We start from the raw sequence: 18,822 nt of genomic DNA, 5'->3' as shown, positions 1-18,822 counted from the left end.
AGCCTTCCCTTCTTTCTCATTAGTTTCCCGGATACTGGATTACGGAATCTACTTTGTATCCTTTCAGTTTTTCCCGTCCTTTTAATCCCATCAGTTCGATCAGGCAGAGAACTTCTACAACCTCACCGCCAAGTCCTTCGATCAGTTTGATCATTGCTTCTGCCGTACCGCCTGTTGCCATCAGGTCATCTACAATCACAACCTTGTCTCCCGGTTTGATCGAACGCTTGTGGATCTCGATCTCTGCACTTCCATATTCCAGATCATACTTGATCGATGCTGTCTCGCAAGGAAGCTTTCCTTTTTTACGGATCGGCACAAATGCTTTTTGCAGATTATATGCAATCGGCATTCCAAAAATAAATCCTCTGGACTCCGGTCCGATCACGATGTTGAAATCCATGCCTTCAAGCTTATCCTGCAATTCCCGAATAGAAAGCTGAAGCCCTTCCGGATCTTCAAGGATGCTGGTTACATCTCTGAAAATAATTCCTTTTTCCGGATAATCCGGAATGCTGACAACATATTCTTCAAGTTTTTTCATCTTTCTTCTCCACCTTACCTACAAATATATACAATATCTATTAGTATAGCATAAAATTGCTGTTTTTCAAATTATTTATAATTTTGGATCACAATCTGTGGCGTACGGACTCCCCGATACTCATTGATATCAGGATAATAGGTAAATGCCATAACAATTCCATGCCCATGTCCGCGCAGCAGACACTCACAGGCAATATCTCCAAATTTTTCACGCACATATTCCACAAAGGTATTCACATCTCCAAAATACATGGCATCCATCCTTGTACCGTGAAGATCCTTCACCTGCAACTTCAGCACATTTTTATTCTTACCAAGGATTCTCGCACTTTCCACCTGTACCTGTCTTTCTGCAAAGACCGGACGTGCATTTCCTTTGCCAAATGGTTCCAGAGCCGCAAGCTCTCCGATAAATTTTTCATTGACACATTCAAACGGGAGCTGCATATCTATGGCAATCTTTTCATTCAGATCCTCTGGTGTGATCCCGGATTTTTCGTTAATCTCCTTACGGAACTGTTCCAGATTCTCCTCCGGCATGGAGAGACCTGCCGCCATCTTATGCCCGCCAAATTTTGACAACAGATGCTTTACCCGGTTCAGTCCTTCGTACATGTGCCAGGTCTCGATCGATCTTCCTGAGCCCTTTAAACCTTCCGCACCCTTCGTCAGCACAAAGACCGGACGGTAATATTTTTCCCGGATCCTTCCTGCCACGATCCCGGCAAGGCTTTCATGACATTCCGGCAGGTAGACCACCAGCACGTCTGCATCCTTAAGTTCACTGTTCTCCACCTGGATAAACGCCTCTTCTACCGCCTGCGCCGTCATATCCTTCCGGCTGTCATTGAGTGCTTTCAGATCACCTGCCAGCAGATCCGCCTCCGCCACTTTCTTTGCCTCCAGAAGCTCCAGGGCACGCTTTGCTGTATCCAGTCTTCCACTGGCATTCATACACGGACCGATCACAAATCCAATGTGATACGGAGACAGCTTATCTACATTCACACCAGTACATCCCATCAGCGCCTTCAGTCCCAGATTCTCCGTCCGTTTCAGCATATCCAGTCCCTGTTTAACGAAAATACGGTTTTCGTCCACCAGATCCATAACATCACCGATCGTTGCGATTGCCACATTTTCCATCAGATAATCTGCATCTTCCGCATCTTTTCCCATGGCTTCCATCAGAGCCTCCACCAGCTTGTAAGCAACCGCAGCCCCGCACAGCCCTTTGAACGGATAAGTACAGTCCTCCTGCTTCGGATCCACAACCGCATCTGCCTCCGGCAGAATATATCTTCGTCCCGCGCCAATTTCCGTATACGGGACCTCATGATGATCCGTCACCACAATCGTCATTCCCATACTTTTTGCATAGGCGATCTCCTCTGCCGCCGCAATCCCGTTATCACAGGTAATGATCGTATCCACGTCGGCCTCCAGCGCCCGGTCGATCAGGTTCCGGTTCAGACCATACCCGTCCTTCATACGATCTGGAATGTCACTGTCCACATCAGCTCCGAGCATCCGGAATCCCTCCAGAAGAATATAGGTCGACTGGATTCCATCAATATCATAGTCTCCGATGATCCTGATTTTTGCATTTTCTTTTATCTTTTCTCCAAGAACCGCTACTGCCTTGTCCATATCCTTCATCAGCATTCCATCGTACAGATCGGCGATCGTACCGTTTAAATATTTCTCGATTGCATCATCCCCGATCACATCCCGGTTTCTTATCAGGGAAGCCACTCGCGGACTGATATGGAATTTCTCACTGATATGCTGAAAATCCGCTCCTTTTCTCAGAAGTACCCAGTTCTCCATTTTCTCTTTTCCTTTCTTTGGTAGTCAGATAATACAAAGATGCCGGAGGATTCTCCTCCGACACCTCATTTTCTGTCAGTTATTTCTTTTTCGCTGCTTTTTTGCCGCCGATTTTTGTTTTCATTACATACCATAATGCACCGGTGATACATACAGATGAATATCCGCCACCTGCAATACCAACCATAAGAGGTGCTGCAAATTCTTTAATAGAGCTTACACCCATGATATAAAGAACCGCTACCATGACAAATGTAGTAAATGTTGTGTAAATACTTCTTGTCAGTGTATAAGTGATACTTCTGTTTACAAGCGCTTTCAGATCATCGTTTCTCTTCATGACCCGAAGCTCTTCACGGATACGGTCGAAAATAACGATCGTCGCATTGATAGAATATCCAAGGATTGTCAGCATACATGCGATAAATGTATTACCGACAGATGTTCTTGCAAGTGCATAGAATGTAAGCACAAATAACAAATCGTGTAAAAGAGCAAGAACCGCACTTGATGCGAAACGTACATCTTTGAACCGGAACCAGATATAGATCAGCATACAGATCGCTGAAATGATAACTGCAATGATCGCATCCTGTCTCATCTCGGAGCTTACCGTAGAACTGATATTTTCTGCTGTAATTGTCGATGTGTCTACACCAAATTTATCAGCAAGCGCATTGTTAAGTGCTTCTCTTTCGTCAAGATTCAGCGTCTGTGTCTTGATGATGATCTGATTGCTGTCTTTTACTTTCTGTGCCTGTACATTGTGATCTCCGGTCACATCTTCTACAACCGGAACGATCTTTGAATCAATCTCTTTGATCGAATAATCTTTATCAAATGTTACGGTTGTAGCCGTACCGCCCTTGAATTCCAGGCTGTAGTTCAGCGCACCTTCACCTTTTCCCGACTGGACTCCCATTGTTACAAAACCTGCTGCGATCACAGCAATTGATATTGCAAAGAAAATGGCTTTCTTTCCGAGAAAGTCGATAACTTTTCTTTCTTTTTTGAATTTCTTCGCATAAAATTTCACATCACGAAGACCAATCGCGTACAGAGAGAAAATGATGATCCTGGTAATAACAAGTGCCGTAAACATTGACACAACAATACCAAGTGCCAGTGTCTGTGCAAATCCTTTTACAGAACCTGAACCCTTGAACCAGAGAATAGCTGCAGCGATCAGAGTTGTTACGTTACCGTCAACGATCGCAGACATTGCTTTGTGGAAACCATTCTTCAGGGAAGTCTTAACACTGATACCTGTTGTCACTTCTTCACGCACACGGGCGAAAATGATAACGTTGGCATCCACCGCCATACCGATTCCAAGAATAATACCTGCAATACCCGGAAGGGTAAGCGTGATATTGAATGCATTTAAAAGCACCAGAATCAGTCCTGTATAGATCAGAAGTGCAAGACCTGCTGCAAGTCCCGGAAGCAGATATACGAAGCACATAAATACGAAGATGATGGCAAGTCCGATGGCACCAGCCATTAAGCTTGTGCTGATTGCTTCTTCTCCGAGCTGTGCAGCTACTACATTAGAGCGAAGTTCTTCCAGTTCCAGAGAAAGTCCACCGATTCGGATGGTAGCTGCAAGATTGTCTGCTTCTTCATAGCTTGACATCCCTGTGATAACGGCTTCTCCGCCTTCGATTGCCTGATTAACTCTTGGTGAACTGATTGTCTGTCCATCATAAATAATGGAAATCTGTTTTCCTACATTTGCTGCTGTTGCTTCTGCAAATTTGGTTGTTCCTTCTTTGGTAAGCTGCAGAGCTACAACATATTCTTTATTCTTAGTCGTAGAGTTTTCCTGCGTCTGGGCCTCTGCATTTTTAACATCTGTTCCTTCAAGAACGGTGTTGCCATCTGCATCCTGAAATACCAGTGATCCTGGTTTGCCGAGTTCTTCCAGAACTTTATTGGCATCGGATACACCTGGGATCTCGATGTTGATCCGGTCGTCCCCTTCTTGATATACACTTGCTTCTGTACTGTACTGCTCTACACGCTTCTGTAACTTGTAGATGGTATCCTTCATATCTTCTGCGGAAGGATTTTTGTCTTTTGCCTGATAAGTGATGCTGACACCACCTGCAAGATCAAGACCAAGATTGATATTTCTTGCAGAACCTGTGTGGGAGGAACCAAATCCCTGCCAGCAGGTAAATCCAAGAAGTCCTAAAAGTGCAGCAATCAGAACAAGGCTTACTATTCCTTTACTCTTCTTCATGTCCAAGTCCCTTTCTTAGTTTTCGTCTGCCATTGCAGCCTTTATCATAATCGCGCATTCCACGCGCTTACGTTCCATCTCACAGCCCAGATCATAAGAATCATTTAATCCGTCTGCATACTTGTATGCGTTTGCCATACACCCGCCACTGCAGTAGAATCTTGCAAAACATTTCTTGCATTTTTCTTTGGTATATACATTGCAGCAACGGAACTCATCTGCGATCTCCGGTCTTGTAATTCCTTCGTTTACATTTCCCATCAGGAAATTTTCATCACCTACAAACTGATGACACGGATAGAAATCTCCCCATGGTGTAACAGCAAGGTATTCTGTTCCCGAACCACATCCGGACAGACGTTTGTACAGACAAGGTCCTCCTTCCAGGTCGATCATAAAGTGGAAGAAATTGAATCCTTCTCCCTTTTTGTCTTTCTCAATGATATATCTTGCAAGCTTGTCATACTCATCAAAGATCTGCGGAAGATCTTCTTCACGGATTGCATACGGATCAGATTCATCCCCGACAACCGGTTCGATCGACATCTGCTTGAAGCCAAGCTCTGCAAAATGCTTTACATCCTCTGAAAAATCCAGATTGTTTCTGGTAAATGTTCCGCGGATATAGTAGCGCTCCTGATTACGTGAATCAGCAAGCTTCTGGAACTTCGGTACGATCAGATCATAGCTTCCCTTTCCATTTCTGAACGGACGCATTCTGTCATTGACTTCTTTACGTCCGTCAAGACTGATGACTACATTGTCCATTTCTTTATTGATAAACTCCTGGATATCATCATTCAGAAGTACACCATTCGTAGTTACAGTAAAACGGAAGTGCTTGTCATGAAGCTTTTCCTGCTCTCTTCCGTATGCCACCAGGTCTTTGACAACCTGCCAGTTCATCAGCGGCTCCCCGCCAAAGAAATCAACTTCCAGATTTCTTCTTGTTCCGGAATTGGCAATCAGGAAATCCAAGGCTTTCTTACCAACTTCATAAGTCATAAGTGCTCTTCTTCCGTGATACTCTCCTTCTTCTGCAAAACAGTATTTGCAGGCAAGATTGCAGTCGTGTGCGATATGCAGGCAGAGTGCCTTCACAACCGTCTTACGCTTGATAACCTCCCCGATAAAAGGTTCATATGTATCAACAACAAAAAGCTGTCCGTTTGCAGTCAGCTCTGTCACATCATCCAATATATCTCTAAGTTCTTCTTCGGAATATTTCCCTTCCAGCTCATCTTTCAGCTGGTTCCATGTACTTTCTTCTTTCAGCGTCTGCACTGTCTGATTCTCGTTCATACGGTTCAGACATGCAATAACTTCGTACCCCGGCTCGTCCACTACATGAACGCATCCGCTGTTGACATCAAGTACAATATTATATCCATTGTTCTGGTACTGATGAATCACAACCGGTACCCCTTTCTATCCTTATTTTTCAAATTTTTCCTCATACGTCAAATGACAGCGGCTTTAAAGCCGCTGCCTGCTTGTCATACTTATTCACTACACTTACAAATATCTCTTATTTGCTGTGTTCGCAAGTCTGATTTCCTACTGTACAAGAAGTCTTGCATGCTGACTGACAGGATGTCTGGCATTCTCCGCATCCGCCCTTCTTTACTGTATTGTTCAGAGTCTGTGTATTCAATGTTTTAATGTGTTTCATTGTAATATCCTCCTTCTTTGCTCATTATGTGATACAGTATAGCACATTTTCCAACTTACCGTCAACGCAAAAATCCAATCTAAAACAAATGACAGGAGGTATTTTCCCTAGAATTTGCTGCCTCCGCCACCGTGGGTTCTTCCTGCTGAAGAAGTATGTGTACTGCTGCCGCCGGAAGAGCTCTTCTTTTCTTTCGCCGTTTTCGAAGTCGTTTCATAAAGGAACATATCTCTGCTTTCTGTAATATCCAGACTATCGTCTTTTACATAGCTGCCTGCCGCTGACTGGAAACGCACTGTTTTAAGCTGTGCCTTCATCCTGCCGACAATGATAAGTGACAGAACAACTCCTACCCCAAGGGAGATCAGAATCCAGATTGGGGATAATGGCTCCTTTGGAAGACTTTTCCTGTCATACGGCTTTCCGTTTCTTGCCTGTGTAATGAATTCGTCACACAGCTCTGAAAAAGTCTGAAATGCCGAAAAATAATTTTCATCCTTCAGATCACTCGTCATTTCTTTTGAAATGTATTTGATCCCTGCATCGGTAAAAGCTGTGATTCCGTAACCACAGGTTGAAATATAACAGTCATTCTCTTCTCCCAGACTAATGAGAAGAAGGATTCCATCCTTATCCTGTCCATATCCGAAGTTTCCGTAATCATAAATATCATCGGCGTATTCTTGCACCGTTTTTTCATCCAGCGTATTTGTTGTCACAACGACAACATCCATTTTCTGTCGGATACTCAGTTCATCAAGTATGTCATTTAATTTTGCTTCCTCACTATCCGTCATAAGTCCCGCCATGTCCTGCACACGACAATAATCATTTGCAAATCCTTCTGCATCTTCGGCTGAAACCGAAAACGTCATCCCCAGGCAAAGGGCCAGAACAAGCAGAAGTGATATTATTTTCTTTTTCATTCCGTCACCCCCTAAAACAGTCCGAGAAAGTGCAGAAGTGTTGCTGCACCGTATGTTAATGCAGTGAACGCACCTGCCAGTACCAGTGTCCAACGGGTTGCTGCCGCCTTATCTACCGGCAGGTCGCCGACGAATTTTCCGGTCTGTCCGTTCATTGCAAATGTATATTTGTTACCATTCCATGTGGTATTTAAAAGCCACACCGGATATAAAGCATACTTGGCTTTTCCGCCATGGAACTGTACACTGGTATTTTCAGCTACTACAGTATCGTAACCAATGACTGTTTCGGCAAATGCCTGCTCCGTAGATTTTTTCACACGCTCATTCGCCCGGTCAATGCTTTCTTCTGCAGTCACATCATACTTATCTGCCAGGTAACCGGCAAGATAAGCCGTCTGGAAATCCACTGCCTCCCTACAGTTAAACGGTTCGATGGATTCCATCAGATCATCCGCCATTTTTGTAGAGCCATCTACCGGAACGTATTCAAATCCAACACTTCCGCCTCTGTGCACCATATAATAACTGGTCTGGGTATAATTGTAATCACTGTCACTCCAAGTACGGATCTTGGTTGCCTTATAACGGACCTTAGCGTCTACATCGGTATCAAATAGCCAGAACGGTACATAGACTCCTTTGATCTCGTCAATATGGTTCTGATCCTTAAAAATCTTCGGCAGAAGACGTTTTCCTGTAAGATGCTTCATGAGCCCTTCTTTTGCTGCTTTTTTATCCAGTTTAAACGGAATGACCAGATCCGGTTTCAGGGAGCCGGAGAATTGTCCCATCATAACGATTGGATTATCACAGAATGGGCAGGATGTTGCCGCTGTATTTGCGTCACCTACAATTTCTCCTCCACAGGATTTACACACATAAGTACGCAGACCATCCGTTTCTCCTTCTCCCCATTCACCGCCTGCTGCGGTTTCCCATTCCATGCTGTCTGTTTCTTCGTCCTGCAGTTCGGCATCATATCCCTTCAATGCGTCCATTTCGAACTCTGTGTCGCAATACGGACACTTCATCTTCTGGATCGTACTGTCAAAGGCTATCGCACCGCCACAGCAGGGACATTTATATTCCTGCAAGCCTGCCATAAAAATCCTCCTCTCTTAATGCGCCTGTCGGTCAAATTCCGCAAGTGCTTCGTCCGCTCTCCGGATCCATTCTGTACGGTCGCCATAGATTGCACATTTGTTTGCCATAATTCATCCTCCTTTCAGCCAATACCGGATTTCCGGACATTTTCTTTTCTTATTTATGATTCTCCTGTTGCTTTTACGACCCATTTGGCATTGTCTACCTGGAAGCTATAACCACAGAAGGAACAACAATTGTGTTCATCCGGTATGAAATTGGCTCCACAGGATGGGCAATCTTTTTCCTTGAAAAATGCTCCGTCCGTCTTCCTTCTTTCTGGATATCTCGCCCTCTGCAAAACGAGTGTCGTTTTTGTTTTCTTTGTATACGGTTTTCCACTCTCAGGCAGGTAGGTTTCACTTCCATATGCCGTAGCGGTGATTTCTGTTGTTTTGTCTGTATTTACAACATTTTTAAGTATGATCGATCCGATTCCATAATCCATCAGATCCGGCTTGTTTACATCCTTATAAAGTGCATCATTGATGCAGGATCTCAGATAATTTTCCGAGTATCTGACGATCTCCTTCGGCAGCTTTTCCTGTTTCTCTTCCTTGGATTGAAAAATTTTCGCAATTCCCAGAAGTATAAGCAGTGTAGCAATTACACCTATGGTAAGAGAAATATCCGTGTCTTTAATCAGGTAAAAGCACAAGGTCAGACACAGGAACATGATGCCCGAGTAAGCAAGCAATAACAATCCATATTGCATGTTCGCACCCATTTTCTCATAAATTTCGAATGCCTCTGTCTGCCAGTCGTAGAATTCACTTTGTATCACACCGCCACAATATGGACAGATGACTTGCTGACTGCTCAGTTCCACCTCAGCTCCACAGGATGGACAGATGATCGTCCCTTTATCGGAATAAAATTCCTTGTTCTTACCCTGACGGTCAGAATGACGGATATGCCTTGACTGAAGAATCCGAAGGTAACTGTTTTTCCGATAGATCTGATGCACTGTCTTACCAGATTGAGGAGAAATAAGACGTTCCAAAGAACTACATTGCAGGATAGACTCCCTCCACTCCCGTCCGTCATCATTCCATCTTTTGAAATTATTTTTTGGAAGTGGTACAACGTCCGTCACCTGGATATCTCGGCAAAGCTTACGCTTTCCCAGCAGTTCCACCTGATGAACCATCTTTCTGCGAAATGTAAGATCCATTCTCTTTGGAAGATAACCCTTATCTGCTTTTCCAAGTGGAAGTAATACATTTTCAAAGGAATCCTTGATATCCTTCTGAAGCCTTGCCCCCTGCAACGGTGTTTCACGCTTTGCAAGAATTCTTTTCATTTTTGCTTTTTTCAAATTCTCTGGCATAAACTGTTCAAAGTCTATGTCAATGATTTTCTCAGCAATGGCAAACGCACAGATTATGGTAGCTGCAAACGCAAACAGCATTGCCTCTGACAATCCCATATTTATCCCTCCTCATCTATCATTCTATCTGGTTGACCTATTGTTCCTCTTGTTCCTTCTCTTTGCTCTTACCAAATATTTCATAGATCAAGAATATGGAGATAATGATTCCCGCCGGGATCATCATAACGGAGGTAATGTTATCACCTATATCGCCTGTGTAAAGCTTGTATTCTCCATTCAAAGCCCGGTAAGCCTTCTCTGTCACTTCATCCCCCCGGGATATATCTCTGGAAAATACATCTTTTCCTGTATAGGTTTTTCCATCCACTTCAAAGGACAGAATTGCGTGATACTTTACATTTTCATTGCCATTTTCATCGGTCTTAACACTTATCTGATAATCTTTTACAACGGCGGTTACCTGACGAACATCGGAAGATAGTTTATATTCTATACTGGAAAAAATATGAGTAACTCCATATACAACGAGCCCAATCGAACCAATCAGTAAGAATACACATATCACCTTATTTTGTGCTTTATCTGAAAGTATCTTCATGCAACTCCCTCCTTCCATACTTACAGTCTTCTACCCTCTTTTTCTTCCCGATGATACTTGATAAGATCTTTACTTAATCCAATGAAACCAATGAGACCTAGCGGAATCATTACAGCAAATGCAAGGAAGTAAATCGGAGTTGGTCCCGGTTCCAGTTTATATTTTCCTTTTGAGTTCCGGTAAACGGTGATCAGTACAGTATCTCCTCTCCTTATTTCTTTATTGCGAAATTCAAAATCATCATATGTTGTTCCATCGATTTCATAAGTAAACCTTACTTTATATTCTTCTTTTCGGTCTCCCTGATTGTCTTTTTCATGCGTTTGTTCACAACTGTAAACGGTTGCATGAAGCGTTCGAACATCCGTGGAATTCTTAAACTCACTGCTTTCATGCTTCGTATATATCATGCCGCCGATTCCTGCGATAATAATGAAGATACTTAAAATCAAAGCACCGATTGTGGTCTTATGTTCCTCTTTTTCTGATGGGAGTCTAAACATAGAATTCCCTCCTCTCCCGCGAATTACTGTCTATCGTTCTCGTCAAAGATGTCGCCACATTCTGGGCAGAATTTTGGTGGGTGTGTCGGGTCTTCCGGTTCCCATCCACATTTGTCACAACGGTAAAGCAGTGCACCTTCCGGTTTCTTTGCTCCACAGTTTTGGCAGAATTTTCCTTTATTCACTGAACCGCAAGAACAGGTCCATCCTTCTTCCTCTACCGGTTTTGGTGATCCGCATTCCGGACAGAACTTGCCGGTAACAAAGTTTCCGCAGCTGCACTTCCATCCGTCTGCCTGCGGTGCCGGCTGCTGAACGGCCTGTTGTGCAGCCTGCTGCGCCGCCATCTGCTGTGCCTGTTGCTCCTGCTGTTGCTGACCCATTGCAAATAAATTCTGTGCGTTCATACCGCCGCCCTGATTCATTGCCATGCCCATGCCCATGAAGCCTGTCATTGCACCGGCCTGATTACCGGCTGCAGTCTTCATTGCATCAGCCTGTGCTCCGACCAGCGTTGCTGCTGCCATTGTAGGATCGCGCATGATCGCTGTACGCTGAGCCTGTTTTATAAGTTCTGCATCTTCATCCGGAAGTGTCACAGATCCAAGGGCAATACTTACAACCTTCAGTCCGCGAAGTGCGCCCCATTTTTCTGAGAGTGCCGTATTCATCGCATTTTCAAGATCTGTATTATGTGTCACGATCTGATTCGGACGAAGCTCCAGTTCAGACAAATGTCCGAATGCCGGCTGAAGAGCAGAGATAAACTCTGTCTTAAGAGTAGCATCCAGTTCCTCTCTGGAATATTCCTGCTCCACATTTCCGCAAACATTAGAGTAGAACAAAAGCGGATCGGCAATCTTGTAAGAATAGACACCTGAACAGCGGATCGATACGTCGATATCAAGTCCGATCTTGGAATCCACAACACGGAACGGAACCGGATTCGGCGTTCCGAAGCGATTTTCCAGAATCTCCTTGGTATTAAAATAATAGATTCTCTGATCCTTTCCGGTATCTCCTCCGTAAGTAAAACGTTTTCCTACAGTTTTAAAGGTTTCTTTGATACTCTCTCCAAGGCTGCCTGCAAAAATAGACGGTTCGGAAGAAGTATCATAAGTAAATTCTCCCGGTTCTGCACAGACTTCTACGATCTTGCCCTGTTCTACGATGATCATACACTGTCCGTCTGCTACAGCAATTCCAGAGCCGTTCGAGATAATATTGTCATTTCCTTTGGTGTTCGCTGAACGTCCGGTGACACGTTTTTGTCCTTTTGTAACGAGTACCTCCTTTGGCATCGATTCACAGTAGAAAAATTCCTTCCATTGATCTGCAAAAGTACCTCCAAGAGCACCCATACCTGCTTTAATAAGTCCCATAATATTTTCTCCTTTCCTTTTTGAAATGATCTTCCTCTATGTTATCCGGTTACACCGGAAGAACACGGTTTAATATGCGGCATTCCATGTGTCTGTAAAAACATCATAAATATAAATGAGATTATCACAAACGCCGTAAAGCTGTTCCTGCACAAACTGTTCTCCATTATCAGTTCCTAATACAAAAAGCATACAGCTGCCTCCGTTTATGATCTCTGATTCTCCTGTATACATAAGCTTCATTCCATTTTCCAGTCCCTGTCTGACCTCTCCATACTCCAGCAGGATCTCTGTTGCGATTTCAACTGAACGTTCATCCGGTGTTTCCTCATAGACTGAGAAATCATATACTCCGGCAAGTTCCGCCAGATGGCCGTCCATTAATGAAATCGACGGATGGAAATCTATGGCATCGCCACCATCTGTCACCGAAACCAGTACATTGGAATAGATCTCACTGAAATTACAACGTAGCACAAGCGCCTCTCCTGGTTTTCCTTCAAATAACGGATGACTCTTATCATCTGCATATTCACCATTTTCCGTGATATCAGAAGGATAGACGGTCACTCTGCCTTTTTCATTTGGCGGAACGATGGCATACAGCTCCTGCCCATCCGCCATGTAACAGGCTGCTTCTGACAAAAACGGATACTCTTTTGTTAAATGATGAAATTCCAGGTAAAATGAAAGATCTGTCCTTGTAAATTCACTGTCCACATACCCGAAAAGTGCAACCCCTGCACCGCAGCTGTTTTGATTGATCTGTTTTTTGAGAAGTGACAGTTCCGTATCTTCCGTCTCGACGATTTCTGTCTTCCCCGGCTCTTCTTTTTCCTTCTCTTTTTCTTCCTTCTTCTCTTCTTTTTTATCATCCTGCACTTTCACAAGACCGCTTTTATTCTCGCCTTCCACAGGCTTTTGCGGACTGCTCTTATGAGGCAGTCTGCATCCGCATAATAAGCCGGCCTGCAGGATTATCAAACAAAACAGTAATGATATTTTCTTCATATTACATTTCTCCTTGTAAAGACTGAACCTTTTTTCTTTCTCCAAAACGGCAAGCATCTATTTGCCGTTTTGGAGAAAGGGCTTTCCTGATCAGAAAGCCGCTTTCTTAGGTATGTCTATTTTCTTCTGTGGGAAACGGTTGTTAATCCTATAAAAGCAAGAGCAGCTGCAAGAATCATTGTAGTCCAGATAACCATCAGGCTGTCGTTACCGGTCTTAGGAGATTTCATTTTATCGTCCGGAGCCTTCTTCTGTACCGGAGCTACTGCTTTCTTCGCATTATAACTGTTCGTGAAAACAGCTTCCCGTACTTCATCCTCCTCATTAATATATCCATCTTTATCAAGCTTATAAAATGCCCAATCCTCTACACCGTTCTCATTGATATATGGTACTACATAATAGCTTGTCTCATCATAAGTCCATCCGCTGGCATTTCCTTTAATCTGACGTAACACAAAGCCTTCTGAAATATTTCCAAGCAGGTTACTGTTGATCGTAAAAGCAAAAGTGCCATTATAGGTTTTTTCGCCGTTTGTTTCGATAGCATCGGAAATAATCTTATAATCTACCGGTGCTCCGAACTCTTCGATCACAAACTTAAATGTTTCTTTTGTCGGATCAGCTTCGCCGGTCTTTTTCACAACAAGTTTGTATGGAAATTCCATATGGATCTGTTTTATTTGTTCTTCCATTACCCATCCACATACCTTACAGGTAATTGCATAATCTTCCGTAGCGTGTCCTTCATGATCCGGAATATGTACAGCAAAATCCAGTTTTTCTTTGCAGTCCTTACATTCATGCCAGTGTCCGGAATAATCACTTTCCCAGACATCGGACGGATTATGCTTTTCAGGATTTTTTTCTCCTTTGAAGGTATGATTTCCATCACTTTCAATCGCTCCGCATTTTTCACAAGTATAATAGAACACTGCTTCATTAACACAAGTACCCGGAGTCATTACTGCATCCCCCGAAGCTTCTGCTAATGAAAACTCATGTTCACACGTATCCGGTTCCACCCCTTCTTCGGAAGCATGCACCGGCACTGCAGTAAACAGTAGACCACTTATCATAACCATAGATAATAATAAAGATGTAATTCTCTTTCTCATAATCAAACTCCTTTTTCTTTGTTTTTCTTTTTTGTATGGCTCTTTTTTTCCCCAGCGACTTGCCAAATCACCGTCCCTTTTTTCACCTCTCTTTTCTTCTTTATTTCAGTCGGATATATACGCAGTTTCTTCTCGGTGGTTCTTCCATTTCCTTACATCGCATAAATCTGATCCATCAGATATTCAGCAGTCATGGATCCATAGAAGAACTGGTCGATAAGACCGTTTTTCTTCGCATCCCGAATGTCTTTTGCCGCCTGCTTTTCTGTATTGGAATCCACGATGAAAGCAATTTTACAGTCAGGACACACCCTCTTTACTTCATCCCGAAGCTTCATTCTTTCACAAAGCTTCCACGGAGTATAGCCCGTCACCTCCATGATAAGAACAAACGGTTTATAAAGCTTACAAAGTTCAACCGTATCTTTTGGAGACTCCGTACGGACTACATCAATCTCATAATCCGATTTTTTGAAGGCAGTCGCTACGGAATCCGCAAACAGAAAATTCTGCATATCAACCACTATTTTTCGCATCGAACCATCCTCCTTTCTTTCAGCGATATATCCGATGTGTCTGCTACATTTCTTTTTTTCTTTAGTCTAACAGAGAAAAATAGCTCTGTCTGTCCTCATAAATGTGGACAAATAAGCATTTTACACAAAAAAATCGCTCTACCTAATAAAAAGCAGAGCAATTTTCACATCTAAATCCTATTTTATTTTCTTCTTATACGTCGAGCTGACTGCTCGGTACGACCAGGCGTTTGCTTACCGCCGCAACCATCAGGCGATTGCGGTTTGTGTATCCTGTTTTCTCTAACATCCGGTTGATATAGGTACGAACCGATGATTCTGCCACATGAAGCTTAGCCGCAATCTCGGCATTCGTCTTCCCTTCACACAACAAACGTAAGGTTTCCATTTCCTGATCGGAAAGGTCACAGGAAAGTGCTTTTCCAAGCTGCACAGCCGGCACCTTGTCCGGCCAGAAATTTTTACCTGCAAGTGTCCCTTCGATCACGCTAATAAGATCACCGGAAGGAGAATCCTTATACCAGAAGCTGTCCGCTCCTATTTTCCTTGCACGATCCAGAAATCGTCCTTCTAACATGGAGGTCACCATTACGATCTTGATCCGTGGATAGTATTTTTTGATTGCTTCAGCCGCATCTAATCCATCCGAATCATTTTCTGTACAAATATCCATCACCACCAGGTCAATATGCCCCTCACCACATCTCTGCAATGCTGCATCTGCCCGGGTCAGGGCAGATGCCATTTCACATTCTGTGCTTTTTTCTATGCAAGAGCACAAATACTTACGGGCAAGCATCTGATCTTCAACAATTAGTATTTTTTTCACTTTCATTCCTCCCTAACGTGTTAAATCTTAGGAATTTCTATTACCAGAGCAAACTCCGGAAAACTCTGTACGAGCATCCTTCCGCCTTCCGTTTCAATCCGGTGACGCAGATTGGTAAGTCCTCCACCTTCCCGGATTTCTCTTTCCGGAGGCTGTCCGTTGTTATAGATCATCACGGTATAGCTGGTTTCATTTTCAAAAACATTTGCCTCCAGTTCTGTCGCTCTCGCATATTGAAGGGCATTATTCAGACATACCTGCATAGCAGCATACATCATCTCTGCTGCTTTTCCCGGTGGTTCCTTTCCTTCTATCTGCACAAGGACACCACTGCTTCTTGCACTGGCAAACAATTTCTCTTTTTCTGATAAATGTTCGACCTCCCGAAAAACAATATTCTTCTCCCATTCCCGCAGAACTGTTTCCACATCGATCCCGCCGAAATCTCCGGAAAGATACTGCTTTATTACAATAATACTGGCTGCAAGATTATCATGCATAGCAGATTTTGCCGTCAAAAGTTCTTTCTCCCGGGCAATCTTCTCCACATTTTCAGATAACCTTTGCAGATGTTCTTCATCCTCGGCAAGCTTCTTATTTTCCACAAAAAGCAATCCGAGCACATGGCACAATTCCGTAACATCCGCAGCTGTAAGCTGGATATAGGTTTCTCCATATCGATCCGTTACTTCTGTTTTCTCAAACTGCCATATGGTATTATCCGGAAAACGATAGGTACCCTCCATATTCGAAAGCTGCCGAATTCCTTCCGGGGGGCTCGCAAGTGCCCGCTCAACTTCACCGAGATACTGCATATCACTTTCAAATAAATAATGACTCAGACGATACATCTGCCTGTTGCAAAGAACAATACTTCCTCTGCTGTCAAAAAAGCAGATCGCCGTAGGAAGCTGGTCAAATCCTTCCTTGATAAGATTAAACCCAAAGCGCCTCAACCTACGCATTATCCTCTCCTCCTATTGCTGTACGTATCAGCCACAATCCATCCTCCCTGTCGGCCGTTACCTCAGAAGAGATAATTGGGGACAAATCAGCCGCGCATTCTACAGACAGATTCATCTCCTGATCGGACACAGAAATAAACAGCGAATGCAGCTCATTTATCGTCATTTCCGTTACCGTTTTTAGCAGTTCGAACAAACGCACAACCTCTTTTGATGCTATCGGTTTTGTGGTTAAATAGACCGCACCACATTCAATTTTGCAGGAATTCATTGCACGTACCAGTTCATCGATCGTCAGCCTGAGTTCCTGCTGTGGAAGCTTTTCGTATTCCTGAGAAAGAAAATACAGATTCGCACTTCGCTTGATATAAGTACCGAGCAACAGAATCTCTTTCATACACGCCTGCATTACCTCAGGCTTTGCATTCTTACACTGTTCAAGAAGTTCCTTTATCCTCCTCGTCTGGGTTTTGTGTTTTTCTTCCAGTTCATCATAAATACGGTTCTTTTCCGTTAGTTCGTATAGCTCCTTCTGCACAAGATAAGCATCCTTTAATTTCTTTTTGTTACTCTCTCTTTTTCTTTTATTCTCATCAAGCTGCTTGCGAAGCTTGGTAAGGTGCTGCAAGTTATCTCCCCAGATGACAAAACCATCTTTAATCGGTGCCGAAGAGATGCGCATTCCATCCGGATAAACGATACTCTCCCCATCTTTTGGACATACCATATCCTCTCCTGCTGTGCGGGAACGAAGCAAAATCCGCCCATTTTGATCTGCAATGCAGGAGGCAAGCGTTGTCGCCTCATATAACTCGACATACCCTGTGTTTGACTGTATCATACGGCAATGGATACAGCTTTCGTATATTGCAGCATAAAAGAGACAAAACATTACATTCATATCTCCAAAAACATCACGGATGACCTGAAATCCCAAAAGATAAAGTGCTCCATACAAGAGCATCACGCAGCTCAAAACAAAAGGCATCATTCTCCGCTTTCCAATACTTGGAAGCCTTGTTTTTTTCAGCAGCTGAAATACTGAAAAAAATACACAGCCTATCGTCCATCCAACACTCACAAAATAAAGCGGACGATGGAAAAAGACCTTGTTATCCGGCACCCCCGGAATTCCGCTCGCAAACGAAAATACTTGCTGGTGGAAATCATTTGTGATAACAGCCAGAAACAATGCTGTCGGAATCAGCGATAACAACCAGCTTTTTCTGGAAAGCTGATAATCTTCGGATTTTCCCAGAAAAATTGCAGTATATGCACCAAGCAGCGGAATAAAAAGAATCGGCAGGTAATAAAGATACCACAAATAACGTGCCACGGTCAGATCTGTAACCACCTCATATTTCAAAGTACGCAAAGTCAACCAGATAAGCATCAGAACATCCATCAAGCGAAGACAGTGCAGCACCGGTTTCTGAATAATCCGCTGATCCAGAGAATACCCCCACAAGACAAATAATAATAAATACAATGCGGCACGCACATAGCTTGGATAGTTCCCTCCTATATCAAACCATGCCAGCAGCCGGCAGGAATATGCTGCTATGATTATCGCAAAAACAAAAAACATCAAATAAAGCTGTCTGGTGTTCCTTTTCACGAGTTCCTCCCTCTTACCCGGCTCATCACCTCCGGGCATTTTTATCACCTATAGTATAGTATAAGCTTCCTTTTGGCGCAACTGCTTCCTCCGGATTAAAAAATAAAAGTATCGCCCATATCCCTTGATACCGTCAACGCAAAAATTACATCTCCGCCCCTTCAGGACACCATACCACCGAGCATTCCGCCTGCTCCACAGAGGATCCAGGCAATCATCATCTGCATTCCACCCTGCACGCTCCGGTAGATCCCTGCTGAAATTGCAAGCAGTAGCAGAAAATAGAGCATTCCAAGCATAAATCCCCTCAGGAATTTCCTTGTCTTCCCCATTTTTCCCATGGCAAATCCACCGGCAAATGTGGAAATTATGTAAACCGCAAGGATCCCGATCCGGACTGTTTTCTCACTTAAGTCAAACTTATACAGTCCAAAGGACAGTCCGAGCAGCATCAGCATCGTAAGAAAGTAAGAAAGCATCAGTGCTTTCACAAGTCTTGTAAAACAGATATTTCCAAACAGCTTTTTTTCCATAAGAACCCCTCCTGTCCTTTTATACTATGAG

At 43.5% G+C, this 18,822-nt stretch carries 18 protein-coding genes; all 18 read right to left on the bottom strand.

All coding sequences use genetic code 11. The features are described 5' to 3' along the window. Positions 1-19: 19 nt before the first annotated feature. Positions 20-544 carry an adenine phosphoribosyltransferase gene (locus PG418_RS01850; protein WP_022221132.1) on the bottom strand — a complete coding sequence of 175 codons (525 nt, stop codon included), beginning with the start codon at positions 542-544 and terminating at the stop codon, positions 20-22. 71 nt (positions 545-615) lie between these two features. Continuing rightward, positions 616-2,376, bottom strand: coding sequence for a single-stranded-DNA-specific exonuclease RecJ (gene recJ / locus PG418_RS01845; RefSeq protein ID WP_270476132.1), 1,761 nt, complete (start codon positions 2,374-2,376; stop codon positions 616-618). 79 nt (positions 2,377-2,455) lie between these two features. Next, the gene (locus tag PG418_RS01840) at positions 2,456-4,621 is read right to left on the bottom strand and encodes a protein translocase subunit SecDF (protein ID WP_055297511.1); all 2,166 of its coding nucleotides are present in this window, start codon (positions 4,619-4,621) and stop codon (positions 2,456-2,458) included. Positions 4,622-4,636: 15 nt separating this feature from the next. Next, a complete protein-coding gene (scfB, locus tag PG418_RS01835) occupies positions 4,637-6,034 on the bottom strand; it encodes a thioether cross-link-forming SCIFF peptide maturase (RefSeq protein WP_055156781.1) in 1,398 nt (465 codons plus the stop codon). Positions 6,035-6,149: 115 nt separating this feature from the next. Further along, a complete protein-coding gene (gene scfA, locus PG418_RS01830) occupies positions 6,150-6,293 on the bottom strand; it encodes a six-cysteine ranthipeptide SCIFF (RefSeq protein ID WP_008369659.1) in 144 nt (47 codons plus the stop codon). 107 nt (positions 6,294-6,400) lie between these two features. Then, on the bottom strand, positions 6,401-7,219 hold the full coding sequence (locus PG418_RS01825) for a TPM domain-containing protein (protein WP_175305213.1): 819 nt from the start codon (positions 7,217-7,219) through the stop codon (positions 6,401-6,403). An 11-nt stretch (positions 7,220-7,230) separates the two neighbouring features. Beyond that, positions 7,231-8,325, bottom strand: coding sequence for a TFIIB-type zinc ribbon-containing protein (locus tag PG418_RS01820; RefSeq protein ID WP_008369663.1), 1,095 nt, complete (start codon positions 8,323-8,325; stop codon positions 7,231-7,233). A gap of 161 nt (positions 8,326-8,486) precedes the next feature. After that, on the bottom strand, positions 8,487-9,794 hold the full coding sequence (locus PG418_RS01815; RefSeq protein WP_498836975.1) for a zinc ribbon domain-containing protein: 1,308 nt from the start codon (positions 9,792-9,794) through the stop codon (positions 8,487-8,489). Positions 9,795-9,831: 37 nt separating this feature from the next. Beyond that, positions 9,832-10,296 (bottom strand): hypothetical protein, encoded by a 465-nt coding sequence (locus PG418_RS01810; protein WP_498836974.1) that lies wholly within the window; start codon positions 10,294-10,296, stop codon positions 9,832-9,834. A 20-nt stretch (positions 10,297-10,316) separates the two neighbouring features. Further along, the gene (locus tag PG418_RS01805; protein WP_195254767.1) at positions 10,317-10,799 is read right to left on the bottom strand and encodes a DUF3592 domain-containing protein; all 483 of its coding nucleotides are present in this window, start codon (positions 10,797-10,799) and stop codon (positions 10,317-10,319) included. 23 nt (positions 10,800-10,822) lie between these two features. Beyond that, a complete protein-coding gene (locus PG418_RS01800) occupies positions 10,823-12,181 on the bottom strand; it encodes an SPFH domain-containing protein (RefSeq protein WP_498836973.1) in 1,359 nt (452 codons plus the stop codon). Positions 12,182-12,250: 69 nt separating this feature from the next. Then, positions 12,251-13,192: a hypothetical protein gene (locus PG418_RS01795; RefSeq protein WP_498836972.1), complete on the bottom strand. Its 942-nt coding sequence runs from the start codon at positions 13,190-13,192 to the stop codon at positions 12,251-12,253. 116 nt (positions 13,193-13,308) lie between these two features. Then, positions 13,309-14,310, bottom strand: a complete 1,002-nt coding sequence (locus PG418_RS01790; RefSeq protein WP_498836971.1) for a hypothetical protein — start codon at positions 14,308-14,310, stop codon at positions 13,309-13,311. A gap of 152 nt (positions 14,311-14,462) precedes the next feature. Further along, entirely contained in the window at positions 14,463-14,846 is a 384-nt protein-coding gene (locus PG418_RS01785; protein ID WP_008369677.1) for a hypothetical protein, read from the bottom strand. Positions 14,847-15,039: 193 nt separating this feature from the next. Continuing rightward, positions 15,040-15,681, bottom strand: a complete 642-nt coding sequence (locus PG418_RS01780) for a response regulator (RefSeq protein WP_055247786.1) — start codon at positions 15,679-15,681, stop codon at positions 15,040-15,042. Positions 15,682-15,695: 14 nt separating this feature from the next. Continuing rightward, entirely contained in the window at positions 15,696-16,640 is a 945-nt protein-coding gene (locus tag PG418_RS01775; protein WP_498836970.1) for a sensor histidine kinase, read from the bottom strand. Beyond that, entirely contained in the window at positions 16,633-18,258 is a 1,626-nt protein-coding gene (locus PG418_RS01770; RefSeq protein WP_498836969.1) for a histidine kinase N-terminal 7TM domain-containing protein, read from the bottom strand. The genes PG418_RS01775 and PG418_RS01770 overlap by 8 nt, the downstream gene beginning before the upstream one ends. A 161-nt stretch (positions 18,259-18,419) precedes the next feature. Next, on the bottom strand, positions 18,420-18,791 hold the full coding sequence (locus PG418_RS01765) for a TIGR04086 family membrane protein (protein ID WP_008369690.1): 372 nt from the start codon (positions 18,789-18,791) through the stop codon (positions 18,420-18,422). Positions 18,792-18,822 lie beyond the last annotated feature (31 nt).

Origin of the sequence: Bariatricus sp. TF06-38A (assembly GCF_027690675.1) — a bacterium.
Taxonomy (GTDB): domain Bacteria; phylum Bacillota; class Clostridia; order Lachnospirales; family Lachnospiraceae; genus Allocoprococcus; species Allocoprococcus comes.
This window is presented reverse-complemented; position numbering and strand designations above follow the sequence as displayed.